We start from the raw sequence: 12,101 nt of genomic DNA, 5'->3' as shown, positions 1-12,101 counted from the left end.
CCGGGCCAGGATGCCCCCATGAAGGGTGACCTGTTTTCCAGTGAGCACATGGTGCAGCCGGCCACGGCGCCGGGCATGACGGTCGAGAACTCCAAGTGCATCAGGTACACGGTGCACGGCGAGATGCTCGCCCGCCAGGGGGCGATGGTCGCCTACCGCGGCAATCTCCAGTTCGAGCGCAAGGGGCAGGGCGTCGGCGGCATGCTCAAGCGGGCCGTCACCGGCGAGGGCCTGCCGCTGATGGCGGTGCGGGGCCAGGGCGAGGCCTGGTTCGCGCACGAGGCCCAGAACTGCTTCATCGTCGACGTCGAACCGGGCGACGAGTTCACGGTCAACGGCCGCAACGTCCTGTGCTTCGACGCCTCGCTGGCCTACCGGATCTCGACCGTCAAGGGCGCCGGCATCGCAGGCGGCGGTCTGTTCAACAGTGTCTTCACGGGGCACGGCAGGCTCGGTCTCGTCTGCGAGGGCAACCCGCTGGTGATCCCGGTCTCGCCGGAGTTCCCGGTGTACGTCGACACGGACGCGGTCGTCGGCTGGACCGCGGGCCTCAACACCTCGCTGCACCGTTCCCAGTCCATCGGGTCGATGCTGCGCGGCGGTTCCGGTGAGGCGGTGCAGCTCATGCTGCAGGGCTCCGGATACGTCGTCGTACGGCCGAGCGAGGTGACCCCGCAGAAGGCACAGCAGCACTGACGCGCCCCGCGGTGATCTACGCCTCACAGGCAACCCGTCCGGCTCCGTCCACGTCTTGACCGGCAACGGACGACGCCCCGGCCCACGGGCCGGGGCTCATTTTCAAGACACTATGCACGCCATGTATACACAGCATGTAGAGATCGGGTGTATACGGACGGAAAGGCATACATGTACGGCAAGGCATTCGCCCCGGAGTACCAGGGCGCCCTCACTGCCCTCTCCGTGAACTCCTCGCTCGAGGACGTACTGGCCGCCGGCACCGAGCAATTGCGAGCGGCCGAGCGGGCCGGACGGCACGGGGAGGCGGCACGCTCGGGACTCGCGGTGGCCGAGGCCCAGCGCAGGCTCGGCCGGGTCGCCGACGCCGACCGGACCTGGAAGGCGAGCTACCGGGCCGCCCGCCGGGCCGGGGACAGCGCGGGCATGGCCTGGGCCCTGTGGAGCGGCGGCACACTGGCCCGGCAGCGGGGTGGATTCGCCCTGGCCCGGCGGCTGTTGGGGCTCGCGGCCGAGCTGGGCGAGCGTGGCGGGGACGTCGTCGTGCGCGGCTACTCGCTGGCGGGTCTCGCCGAGACCGGCCGCATCCAGGGCGACTACGAGGCCGTCGGCCGGCTGCACGAGCAGTTGCTGGCCGAGGCCCGGCGGCGCGGCGAGGCACGGCACACGGTGTGGGCGCTGTCCGGCATCGCGCAGATGCACCGCAACACCGGTTCCTACGACACCGCGTTCGCCATGTTCGAGGAGGCGGCCCGGATCGCCGCCGACGCCGACGACCGGCGCGGCCACGCCTGGGCGTTGCGCGGACTCGCCGACCTCGCCTCCGTCCGCGACGGCGACACCGAGCGCGCCCTCGCCCTGCTGTCCGAGGCGGAGTCGACCTGCCGGGAGATGAACCTGTCCAGCGCGCTGGCCTACAACCACAAGATGCGCGGCAACGTCCTCTACCGCGCCGGGCGTTATCCGGAGGCTCGCGACCTGTACGGGCAGGCGCTCGCCGAGTTCCGCGCCATGAGCGAACCGCGCGGAGAGGCTCTCGCCCGGCTGGGGCTCGCCAAGGCACTGGCCCGGCTGGGCCGCGACCGGGCCGAGACGGCGGCCGAACTGGACGACCTGGCCCGCGTGTTGGAGCGGACCGGGCTGCGCCATGCGCGGGAGATGGTCACCCGGGCCCAGGAGGAGTTCGGCGTGCGGACGGAGGCCGCTCTGTGACGACGGTCGCCGTTCCAGAAGTCCTCACCCGTTGCCGCGAGTTGGTGCGCCCGGCACTCCAGGAGGCCGTCGGCCGACTCCACCCCTGGGTGGGCGAGATGGCCGCCTACGCCTTCGGCTGGTGCGAGGTGGGCGGCGCCCCGGCCGTGGCGTCCGGCGGCAAGGGGGTGCGGCAGGCGCTCGCCGTGCTGGGAGCCGAGGCGGCCGGCGCGCCCGGGCGGGCCGGGGTGCCCGCGGCGGTCGCGGTGGAGCTGGTGCACGTCTTCTCGCTGCTCCACGACGACATCATGGACGGCGACCCGTCCCGCCGCGGCCGCCCCACGGTGTGGAAGGCGTACGGCACCGGGCCGGCCGTTCTCGCGGGCGACGCCCTGTTCGCCCTCGCCGTCGAGACCCTGGCCGACGCGGGCCCGGCGCCGTGCGTCTGCTGTCCGCGGCCCTGTCCGACCTGGTGCGGGGGCAGGCGGACGACCTCCTGTTCGCGACCCGCCCCTGGACGGGACCGGAACGGGTACGGCCGCACGAGTACCGGGGCATGGCCGAGCACAAGACCGGCGCGCTGCTGGGCTGCGCGGCGGCCCTGGGCGCCCTGCTCGGCGGGGCGCCCCCGGACACGGTGGCCGCGCTGGATCGGGCGGGACGACATCTGGGGGTCGCGTTCCAGATCGTCGACGACGTCCTGGGCGTCTGGGGCGATCCGCTGGTCACGGGCAAGCCCGTGCACGGCGATCTGCGGGAGCGCAAGAAGACGTTCCCGGTGCTCGCCGCGCTCGACTCGGCGACTCCCGCGGCGGCGCGCCTGGCGCGGCTCCTGGAGTCGGACGGGGGGCCTGGGGAGATCGCGGCCCTGGTCGAGGAGTGCGGCGGCAGATCGGCCGCCCTCGCCGAGGCCCGCCGTCACCTCGCGTGCGCGGAGACGGCGTACGAGCTGCGGCCCTTGCTGGACTACCTCCTGCGGCGTGATCTCTGATACCGGGTTGACCCGCGCCGCGCACCGGGGACAGGGTTCGAGAAGAGCTCTCCCTTCCGGAAGGAACACCGCCTTGATCGGGATCACGGACATCGAGCGGCAGGCCGGGCTGATCGCCGGACACGTCGTACGCACCCCGACCCTGGCCAGTCCCGGTCTGTCCGCGCTGCTCGGTGCTCCCGTCACCGTCAAGCTCGAACTGCTCCAGCGCACCGGCTCGTTCAAGGCGCGCGGGGCGACGGCCAAGCTGCTGTCGCTGACCGAGGCGGAGCGGGCGGCCGGGGTCGTGGCGGTCAGCGGCGGCAACCACGGGATCGCCCTCGCCCACATGGCGGCGGCCCTCGACGTCAAGGCGACGGTGGTCATGCCGCGCTCGGCGCCCGCCCGGTCCGTGGAGATCGTCGAGGCGGCCGGGGCCTCGCTGCGGCTGACGGACGACATGGACGGTGCCTTCTCGCTCGTGAACCGGCTGCGGGACGAGGGGCTGACCCTGGTCCACCCCTTCGACGACCCGGTGGTGATCGCCGGTCAGGGGACGGTGGGCCTGGAGTTCGCCGACGACGCGGACGAGCTCACCGACGTCCTCGTCAGCGTCGGGGGCGGCGGCCTGATCGCGGGGGTCGCGGCGGCACTGCGGGCGCGCCGCCCGGGTGTCAGGGTCTGGGGCGTGGAGACCGAGGGAGCCGAGGCCATGTCCCGGGCGCTCGCCGCGGGCGGGCCGGTGCCGGTCGCCCTGTCCTCCGTGGTGTCCACGCTGAGCGCCCCGTCCGTCTCGCAGCTCACGTACGACCGCGTGGCGGCTCTGGTCACCGAGGTCCTCGTGGTCCCGGACCGGGAGGCGGTACGGGGCTGCCTCGACCTCGCCGACCACGCCAAGGTCTGGGGCGAGCCCGCGGCCGGATGCCTTCTGCCCGCCGCCCGGACGGTGCTGGAGCGGGTCGGCGACGACTGCCGGCTGGGCCTGGTGGTGTGCGGTGGCAACGCCACCACCGCCGACGTCATGGACCAGACCGCGCGGTTCGGGCTGCGGGGGCTGCGGTGAGAGAGGTGACCGACTCCGCCCGCTCTACTGACTCGTGAGTCAGAAACCGAGTGACCGGAAAGCGGATTCCCTCGGTTGGCGTTTTGATTGAACGCACCCCGCCGCGCCCGCCGTACCTCTGTGAAAGGTGAGAGCCAGGGGTTCAGCGAGGGATGACCATGGTCAAGGCGCACGTCTCCACACACGAGTTGGTCGCCGGACGGTACCGGCCCCTGGATGTCCTGCACCGGGAGACCAACCGGACGTGCTGGTACGGCGAGGACGTCTCGACCGAACGCCCCTGCCTGCTCACCGGGATCGGGCTGCCGGCCGGCACGGACGAGGAGACCTCGCAGCGCACCGCCGCGGGAGTCGTCCGGATGTCCAAGACCATGCGGTTGATCTCCCCCGGGCGGATCGCCGCGGTCGTGGACGCGGTGGCGCAGGAGGGCACCCTGTGGACCGTCACCGAGCCGGTCGACGGCATCCCGCTGGGCGAACTCCTCGGCCGGCAGGGGACGTTCAACTACGTGCGGGCTGCGCGTATCGGCCTGGAACTGCTGGAGGTGCTGGAGGCGGCGCACGGCGAGGGCATCACCCACGGCGAACTCAGCCCGGGGCAGGTGTTCGTGCACCACCGGGGCTCCGTCGTCGTGACCGGCTTCGGACTGGCCGGCGCGACCCTCGCCCCCAGGCTCGCGGCGCCCTCGTACGCCTCCCCCGAACAGGCCCGTGACGAGCGCATCGGGCCGGCCGCCGACCTGTGGGCGCTCGGCGCGATCCTCTACACGCTGGTCGAGGGACGACCGCCGTTCCGGGACCGCGACCGTCCCGCGGCCACCCTGAAGGGGGTCGACCGGCTGCCGCTGCGGGCCCCGGTGCGGGCCGGACCGCTCACCCCGGTCGTGCAGGGCCTGCTGCGCAAGAACTCCCAGGAACGGCTGAGCCGCACGGCCGTGCGCAACGCGCTCCTCCGGGTCCTCGACGAGGACCCCACCGCGGCCCCGCCGGAGGAGCCCAGGCCCCGGCTGAGTGCCCTGCCCGGTGTGCCCACGGGCCGCGGCAACCGGCTCCTCGTCGCGGGGACCGCCCTGGCGGTCGTCACGGTGGCCGCCGTCGTCCTGACCGTCACCAAGGCGCTGCCCGGCGGCGACAGCGGAACGACCGGTGAGGCGCCCGCCCCCTCCGCGACGGCCTCCGCCTCGGCGCCCGCCCCCGAACCTCCGGTCCCCTCCCCGTCGGTCACCGCCTCCGGGAACCGCACCGAGGAGAACTCCGCCCCGCCTGCCACGCCGACTCCCCCGCCCACGCCGAGCGCGACGGCCACCCCCACCGCCGGGACGGGGCTGCCGCCCGGATACCGCGCGTACCGCTCCCCCGAGGGCTTCTCCGTCGTCCTCCCCAAGGGCTGGAAGCCGGTGGCCACCTCACGCCAGGAGGACCTGGCCTACCGGGTCACCTTCGGCGCCCCCGGCGACCCGCGCACGCTCGCCGTCACCTACAGCAAGGCCGTCGGTTCGGACGCCGTGGCCGTGTGGCGCGACGACGTGGAACCGGAACTGAAGGACCACCCTGGTTACGAGCGCCTCGGTGACATCCGCGCGACGACCTACCAGGGCCGTGAGGCCGCCGACATGCAGTGGGTCGAGGACGTCGACGGCACCCGGGTGCGCACCCTCGGCCGCGGCTTCCTCATCGGCGGGGGCCGCGGCTACTCGCTGCGCTGGACGACCCCGGCGGACGACTGGAACGACGACGCGAACCGGGAGGCGCTGGACACCTTCTTCAGCACCCTCCGCGTGCCCTCAGACTGAGCGCGGTGCCCGCATCCGCCGCAGCGGACCGCCGTGCAGGGGCTGGGTACGCCAGCGCGCGGTGAACGTCCGGTCCGTGAGCGAGCACGTCACCAGCAGGTGGTGCGGGGTCTCCAGGAACGCGATGTCGACGACCAGGGTGTCCGCGTCGGTCCAGCCGCCGCTCACCGCGACGGGCACGGGCTCGTCGACGACCGTCCAGCCGCCCTCCCCCGCTCCGAGCCCCAGTTCCAGCCGGTCGCCGTCGTCGACGAGGGTCATCCGGCCGCCCGGGTCCACCTCGATCGCGGTCAGGGTCGGCTGGTCGGCGCACCTACCGCCGTGCGGCGCGAAGGCGGTGGCCCAGTCCCCCGCCCGGTCGGCGGGGGCGGGCTTGCCCGCGGCGGGCGGCAGGGCGAGCCGGGTCAGCCGGTCGGCCAGGTCCGCGTCCGCCGCCTCGCCGCCGGGCAGCGGGCCGGCGCCGAAGGCGGGCAGCAGATGCTCCCAGACCAGGTCCAGGACCCGCTGCATGTCCTCGGTGTCCGAGGTGATCGCGAGCACCGCGTCCTGCTCGGGCAGCACCAGGCAGAACTGCCCGTACGCCCCGTCCCCGCGGTAGCCGTGCCGGGCGATCCAGAACTGGAAGCCGTAGCCCTGCTGCCAGTCCGACCAGCCGCCCACCGCTGGCGCCTCGTGCGCGATCTGGACCCTCGTCGCCTCGGCCACCCACGACTCGGGCAGCAGCCGCTCGCCCTCCCATACCCCGCCCCGCAGGTACAGCAGGCCGAGCCGGGCGATCGCGTCGGTCGTGGTGTGCAGCCCGCTGAAGCCGAGCTCGCGGCCCCTCCGGTCGGCGATCCAGGCCACCTCGCCGATGCCGAGCGGGTCGAACAGCCGGGGCCGCAGGTACTCGGTGAGCTTCTGGCCCGTGACTCGCTGGACGATCGCGGCGAGGGTGTAGGTGGCGGGCTGGTTGTAGGCGAAGACGGTGCCCGGGTCCCGGTCCGGCGGAACCTGCAGGAAGCCCCGGACGAGCTCGTCCCGGTCCTGTGCGCGCCCGGTCCAGCGTCTCCTCCGCATGACCACTGGCCATCGACGCCACGTGCCGTACGAGCATGGCGCGGCTGCGCGGGTCGGTGATGTCGGCCTCGAACTCCGGGAAGTACGAGATCACCGGGTCGTCCAGCCGGATCAGTCCCTCGGCGACGGCGAACCCGGCGGCCGTGGCCGTGAAGCTCTTGCTGAGCGAGTAGAGCAGCTGGGGCCGGTCCGGGGCGTACGGCGCCCACCAGCCGGAGGCCACGACCTGGCCGTGGCGCAGCAGCATCAGGCTGTGCGGTTCGAGGTGCGGTTCGGCTTCGAGGGCGTCGAGGAAGGCCTGTACGCCGACCGCGTCGACGCCCTGGGCGGCGGGGGTGCTCGTGGGCAGGGAACTCATACCCGCATCCTCCCCCGTACCCCGTTCTTGATCGAGAGTGCCTCGGAAGCCCGTTTTCCCCTCCGGTCACCGGGGACTCGACCTCCATGGTGCAAATCGGATACACGATGATGACCGAGCAGGCCGGCCCCCGTGAGCTGGTGGGCCATGTGGTGCGGGCCGAGGAGGTGGGCTACGACTTCTCGGTGACCTCGGACCACTACTTCCCGTGGCTGCGGTCGCAGGGGCACTCGCCGTACGCGTGGAGCGTGCTCGGGGCCGCCGCCCAGGCGACCTCGCGCATTCCGCTGATGACGTACGTGACGTGTCCTTCCTTCCGCTACCACCCGGCGGTGGTGGCGCAGAAGGCGGCGACCATGCAGTTGCTCTCGGAGGGCCGGTTCCGGCTGGGCCTCGGCTCGGGCGAGAACCTCAACGAGCACGTGGTGGGCGGCGGCTGGCCGTCGGCCGACGTCCGGCAGGAGATGCTGGAAGAGGCCGTGGAGATCATTCGCGCACTGTTCGGGGGCGGTCATGTGAACCACCGCGGGACCCACTTCGACGTGGAGTCGGCCCGGCTGTGGGACCTGCCGGACGAGCCGCCGCAGATCGGTCTGGCCGTCTCCGGCGAGCAGTCGTGCGCCCTGGCGGGCCGCCTCGCCGACCTCGTCATCGCCACGGAGCCCAAGGCGGGCCTGCTCGACGCCTTCGACCGCAACGGGGGCGAGGGCAAGCCGCGGGTGGGTCAGCTGCCCGTCTGCTACGACCCCGACCGGGACACCGCGATCAAGCGGGCGCACTCCCAGTTCCGTTGGTTCGGCAACGGCTGGAAGGTCAACTCCGAACTCCCGCACCCGGATTCCTTCGAGTCGGCGACCCAGTTCGTCACGCCCGACGACGTCGCGGCGTCCATCCCGTGCGGTGACGACCCCGACGCCTTCGTCGAGGCGGTACGGCCGTACGCGGAGGCGGGTTTCACCGAGATCGCCCTGGTGCAGATCGGCGGCGACTCGCAGCCGGAGTTCCTGGACTGGTCGGAGAAGACCCTGCTCCCCGCGCTGCGCGACGCGTTCGCCTGAGCGGGCCGGGCTGCCGGGGCGGTCCCCGGGGGTGCAATAGGCTTCCGACCCGCACACCGTGCGGTCCGAACGAGCCTGCCCAGGAGAAACACCCGTGACCCTAGCGATCGACCCGTCCGACACCTCCGCGGAGACCTCGGTCGAGACGTCCGGCGCGCCCTTGTCCGACCTCGTGGCGCGGGACGCCCGCGAGTTCGGGGTCTACGCGCGGACCGGCGGATGGGCCTTCGGCCTGATGGTGGCGCGCAGCGTGCGGCCCGGCGGCCAGAGCGCGGACGAGACGCCCAAGGTGTCCGCGAAGGAGTTCGCCGAGCTCGCCGGCTGCTCGCCCGAGCGCGTGATGCGCTACTACAAGGCCTGGGACCGGGCCGCCGACGACGGCTTGGTCCCGCACTTCGAGGCGCTGGCGCCGGGCCAGGAGGTGGAGCTGCCGGACTCGGACGTGTGGCTCAGCTACTACGTCTCCCGCAACAGCGCCACCTCCGAGCGCGGCACCGCCATCGCCGAGGCCGCGGAGGCGGAGGGCATCCGGCCGACGAAGGCGCTCGAGGTCGCCGAGAACCCGACCGCGCTGCGTGCCGCGATCCTCGCCGACCCTTCCACGGCCCGGGCCGCGCGCAGCGCGCTGCTCGACCGGATCAAGGAGGACCCGGAGCTCCAGGCCTCGCTGGCCCGGGACGTGGTGCGCACGGACGACCTGAAGAAGGCCGTGGCCACCGAGAGCAGGGCGGCCGACCGGATCGGGTACGTCCGCCAGATCGCCGAGTCCGGGCAGGTCAAGACGCCGGCCGGCCAGACCATCGACGCGCCCGTGGACCTGCGCCAGGAGGCCGAGCGGCACCTGTCCCTCCTGGAGGAGCTGGAGGAGGACGAGGACACCGGCGAGTGGGCGGCCGAGGCGTTCGACACCATGAAGTCCCTGGTCGCCGAGGCCGTGGAGGCCGATCCCGAACTGCGGGTCCAGGAGCGGCGGACGAAGTTCTACAACAGCCTCCAGAAGGCCACCAAGGTGTTCGAGGAGCTGACCTTCGACGACGCCCAGGACTTCTACGAGGACGACATGGTCCAGCAGCTGGAGGAACTCCAGCAGGCCATCGCCTCGTGTATCACGGCTCTGCGCGGCGCGAAGGCGAATCACCCGGACGGCTGAGCATCTTGGCCGTGGAAGGGGTACTAGAGGGCTCTACGTCGTTCTTCCCGGAGGCCTCCAGGTGAACCCCTTCGTCCACAGGACCGCGCACAAGACTCTCGTCGTGCAACTGCAGGCGGGCGGCACGGGCCGGTGCCCCGTGCTCGCCCACCTGGGGTACGACCCGGCGGACCCGTTCGCCGTCACCGCGGTGTTCAGCCATGACGGCCGGGTGCTGGCGCGCTGGCGGCTGGACCGGGAGATGCTCGCCGAGGGCCTGCGCGGCCCGGTCGGGATCGGGGACGTGCGGCTCAGCCCCGTCTCGACCGGCCACTGGGAGGAACTGCGCATGGAGTTCTTCGGCGACGCCCGCTCCGACGGGGTCCGCCAGCACGCCGTGGTCTTCGCGTGGGCCCCGGCGCTCGCGTCGTTCCTGCGCGAGACCCGCGAGATCGTGCCGCCGGGCCAGGAGGAGGTCAGAGTGGACGACTTCCTGGCCTCGGTCATCGCGGGCGGCTGAGACAGGGGCCGGCGCGCACGCGGCCTGAGTAGCCGTACTCATGCCGCCGCCGTCCCCCTGCTCCGACGATGGGGGCTCCTACGACGAGGAGCGCCCCATGACCGCTGTGCGACGGCCCCTGCCGGTCCTGCTCGCCTGGGCGGTGGTCGCCGCGCTGGCCCTGTCCGCCTGGGGCCCGCGCGACCGCACCACCTGGTTCCTGGAGACCGTGTGGGTCCTGGTCGGGCTGCCGCTGATCGTGCTGACGTGGCGCCGCTTCCCGCTGACCGACCTGCTGTGCTGTCTGCTGGCGGTCCACGCGCTCGTGCTGATCGTGGGCGGCCACTACACCTACGCGCAGGTGCCGCTGGGCGACTGGGTGCGGGACACGTTCGGCCTCGACCGCAATCCGTACGACCGTTTCGGCCACCTCATGCAGGGCTTCGTGCCGGCGGTCCTGGTACGCGAGCTGCTCAGCCGTACCTCACCGCTGCGGGGCAGCCGCTGGCTGGCGCCGCTGACGGTGTGCGCGTGTCTGGCCTTCAGCGCCGTCTTCGAGATGCTGGAGTGGGCGGCCGCGGTGACCGGCGGTCAGGCCGCGGACGCCTTCCTGGCCACGCAGGGCGATGTGTGGGACACGCAGTGGGACATGTTCTGCGCGCTGATCGGGGCCACGGTGTCCGTGTTCGCGCTGGGCCGCCCGCACGACCGGCAGCTCGACAGGCTTCGCGTCACCTCGTCGTGTAGCGGCGCCGGGTCCACAGGGGCACGCCGAACCAGCACGTCAGGTACCAGGCCACGACTGCCGTGACGAGCCAGGGCACCCAGGCGTCGTGGGTCGCCACCCGCAGGATCAGCAGCAGGGCGCATGTCATCGTGGTCAGCAGGAGGACCAGCCCGACGAAGGTCAGCCGGGAGGCGATCCGCACGGCCTGGGGTTTGATGCGGCGCCCCGAGACCAGGCGGTGCAGGGAGACCGGCCCTATGAGGGCTCCGGTGGCGCAGGAGCCCAGGACGACGGTCACGATGTAGATGATCTGGTCGGTATGGGCCAGGTCGTCGTACTTCGGGGTGAACACCACGGTGAGCAGGAAGCCGAAGAGGATCTGCACGCCTGTCTGCGCGACCCGTATTTCCTGGATGAGTTCGCCCCACATGCGGTCCGCGCGCTCTTCCTCGGTCTCGTCGCGGCCCGTCCGTCTCACCGTATCCACCATGCGGTCCGTGTATCCGGTGCCTGATCGTTCAAACAGCGCGGCTCCGGGAGCGGCGAGGGGCCGGTTCCCGGAGCCGATCGGGGTCACCAGCGGTTCTCCACCTGGTCCTTGACGCGACGGTCGTAGAGGTCACGGACGGCCGTGAGGGTGTCCTCGGACAGCGGCGGGAGCTTGGCGGCGGCGGCGTTGGCGCGGGCCTGCTCGGGGGTGCGGGCGCCGGGGATGACGGTGGTGACGCCGGGCTGCTCGATGATCCAGCGCAGGGCGAGCTGGGCCGGGGTGTAGCCCTCGGGCGCCAGGGCGGTGAACTCGGCGGCGGCCTCGACACCGGTGGTGTAGTCGACGCCGGAGAAGGTCTCGCCGACGTCGAAGGCCTCGCCGTGCCGGTTGTAGGCACGGTGGTCGTTCTCCGGGAAGACCGTGTCCTTGGTGTACTTGCCGGACAACAGGCCCGAGGCCAGCGGGACGCGGGCGATGATGCCGACGCCGGCCTCCCGCGCGGCGGGCAGCACCTCGCGCAGCGGCTTCATACGGAAGGCGTTGAGGATGATCTGCACGCTCGCCACACCGGGCCGGGCGATCGCGGTCAGCGCCTCCTCGCAGGTCTCGACGCTGACGCCGTAGTGGGCGATGCGCTCCTCCTCGACCAGGGTGTCGAGGGCGTCGAACACCTCGTCCGTGGAGTAGACGGGTGTCGGCGGGCAGTGCAGCTGGACCAGGTCGATGCGGTCGACGCCGAGGTTGCGGCGGGAACGGTCGTTCCAGGCGCGGAAGTTGTCGAGGACGTAGTTCTCGGGGATCTGGTCGACGCGGCGGCCCATCTTCGTCGCGACCAGCACGTGCAGGTCGGGCCTGCCGCTGAGGAACGCGGCGATGGTCTGCTCGCTGCGTCCGTCGCCGTACACGTCCGCGGTGTCGAAGAAGGTGACGCCCGACTCGGCGGCCGCCTCCAGTACCGAGAGGGCTTCCTTGTCGTCGACGTCTCCCCAGTCGGCTCCCAGTTGCCAGGTGCCGAGTCCGATGACGGATGCGTGCTGCTGCGACCTGCCGAATGTGCGCTCTTCCATG

10 protein-coding genes and 2 pseudogenes are annotated in these 12,101 nt (G+C 72.4%); 9 read left to right on the top strand and 3 right to left on the bottom strand.

What is annotated here, in order from left to right:
* Window positions 1–18: 18 nt before the first annotated feature.
* From ABZ098_RS18365 to ABZ098_RS18345, 5 genes and pseudogenes are all read left to right on the top strand, one after another.
* Entirely contained in the window at window positions 19–696 is a 678-nt protein-coding gene (locus tag ABZ098_RS18365) for an AIM24 family protein (RefSeq protein ID WP_356592224.1), read from the top strand.
* Window positions 697–867: 171 nt separating this feature from the next.
* Window positions 868–1,908, top strand: coding sequence for a tetratricopeptide repeat protein (locus ABZ098_RS18360; RefSeq protein ID WP_356592222.1), 1,041 nt, complete (start codon window positions 868–870; stop codon window positions 1,906–1,908).
* A pseudogene (locus ABZ098_RS18355) lies at window positions 1,905–2,878 on the top strand (polyprenyl synthetase family protein). The gene ABZ098_RS18360 and the pseudogene ABZ098_RS18355 overlap by 4 nt, the downstream one beginning before the upstream one ends.
* A gap of 73 nt (window positions 2,879–2,951) precedes the next feature.
* Window positions 2,952–3,920 carry a threonine/serine dehydratase gene (locus ABZ098_RS18350; RefSeq protein WP_356592220.1) on the top strand — a complete coding sequence of 323 codons (969 nt, stop codon included), beginning with the start codon at window positions 2,952–2,954 and terminating at the stop codon, window positions 3,918–3,920.
* A 152-nt stretch (window positions 3,921–4,072) separates the two neighbouring features.
* Window positions 4,073–5,713: a serine/threonine-protein kinase gene (locus ABZ098_RS18345; RefSeq protein WP_356592218.1), complete on the top strand. Its 1,641-nt coding sequence runs from the start codon at window positions 4,073–4,075 to the stop codon at window positions 5,711–5,713.
* Here the strand turns inward: ABZ098_RS18345 and ABZ098_RS18340 are convergent.
* Window positions 5,705–7,130 (bottom strand): annotated as a pseudogene (locus ABZ098_RS18340) (serine hydrolase domain-containing protein). The gene ABZ098_RS18345 and the pseudogene ABZ098_RS18340 overlap by 9 nt on opposite strands.
* An 86-nt stretch (window positions 7,131–7,216) precedes the next feature.
* Here ABZ098_RS18340 and ABZ098_RS18335 point away from each other — a divergent pair.
* The 4 genes from ABZ098_RS18335 (at window position 7,217) to ABZ098_RS18320 (ending at window position 10,627) form a co-directional block, all read left to right on the top strand.
* Complete coding sequence (locus ABZ098_RS18335) at window positions 7,217–8,188, top strand: LLM class F420-dependent oxidoreductase (RefSeq protein WP_356592216.1); 972 nt, start codon at window positions 7,217–7,219, stop codon at window positions 8,186–8,188.
* 94 nt (window positions 8,189–8,282) lie between these two features.
* Complete coding sequence (locus ABZ098_RS18330) at window positions 8,283–9,338, top strand: hypothetical protein (RefSeq protein ID WP_356592214.1); 1,056 nt, start codon at window positions 8,283–8,285, stop codon at window positions 9,336–9,338.
* A 61-nt stretch (window positions 9,339–9,399) separates the two neighbouring features.
* Entirely contained in the window at window positions 9,400–9,837 is a 438-nt protein-coding gene (locus tag ABZ098_RS18325; protein WP_356592212.1) for an SsgA family sporulation/cell division regulator, read from the top strand.
* 97 nt (window positions 9,838–9,934) lie between these two features.
* Complete coding sequence (locus tag ABZ098_RS18320) at window positions 9,935–10,627, top strand: DUF2238 domain-containing protein (protein WP_356592210.1); 693 nt, start codon at window positions 9,935–9,937, stop codon at window positions 10,625–10,627.
* On the opposite strand, the gene ABZ098_RS18315 is transcribed toward ABZ098_RS18320, so the two are convergent.
* A complete protein-coding gene (locus ABZ098_RS18315) occupies window positions 10,548–11,033 on the bottom strand; it encodes a DUF6328 family protein (RefSeq protein WP_356592208.1) in 486 nt (161 codons plus the stop codon). The genes ABZ098_RS18320 and ABZ098_RS18315 overlap by 80 nt on opposite strands.
* 83 nt (window positions 11,034–11,116) lie before the next feature.
* A complete protein-coding gene (locus ABZ098_RS18310; RefSeq protein ID WP_356592206.1) occupies window positions 11,117–12,100 on the bottom strand; it encodes an aldo/keto reductase in 984 nt (327 codons plus the stop codon).
* Window position 12,101 lies beyond the last annotated feature (1 nt).

The sequence above is a fragment of the Streptomyces sp. NPDC006335 genome (assembly GCF_040612795.1).
Classification (GTDB): domain Bacteria; phylum Actinomycetota; class Actinomycetes; order Streptomycetales; family Streptomycetaceae; genus Streptomyces.
The sequence above is the reverse complement of the archived record's forward strand: the minus strand, read 5'-3'. Positions and strand labels throughout refer to the sequence as shown.

What these genes read in the sequence shown, in the direction of transcription:
- ABZ098_RS18315 (WP_356592208.1), bottom strand. Translation starts at nt 11,033, where the DNA reads ATGGTGGATACGGTGAGACGGACGGGCCGCGACGAGACCGAGGAAGAG.
- ABZ098_RS18310 (WP_356592206.1), bottom strand. Translation starts at nt 12,100, where the DNA reads ATGGAAGAGCGCACATTCGGCAGGTCGCAGCAGCACGCATCCGTCATC.
- ABZ098_RS18365 (WP_356592224.1), top strand. Translation starts at nt 19, where the DNA reads ATGAAGGGTGACCTGTTTTCCAGTGAGCACATGGTGCAGCCGGCCACG.
- ABZ098_RS18345 (WP_356592218.1), top strand. Translation starts at nt 4,073, where the DNA reads ATGACCATGGTCAAGGCGCACGTCTCCACACACGAGTTGGTCGCCGGA.
- ABZ098_RS18320 (WP_356592210.1), top strand. Translation starts at nt 9,935, where the DNA reads ATGACCGCTGTGCGACGGCCCCTGCCGGTCCTGCTCGCCTGGGCGGTG.
- ABZ098_RS18335 (WP_356592216.1), top strand. Translation starts at nt 7,217, where the DNA reads ATGGTGCAAATCGGATACACGATGATGACCGAGCAGGCCGGCCCCCGT.
- ABZ098_RS18360 (WP_356592222.1), top strand. Translation starts at nt 868, where the DNA reads ATGTACGGCAAGGCATTCGCCCCGGAGTACCAGGGCGCCCTCACTGCC.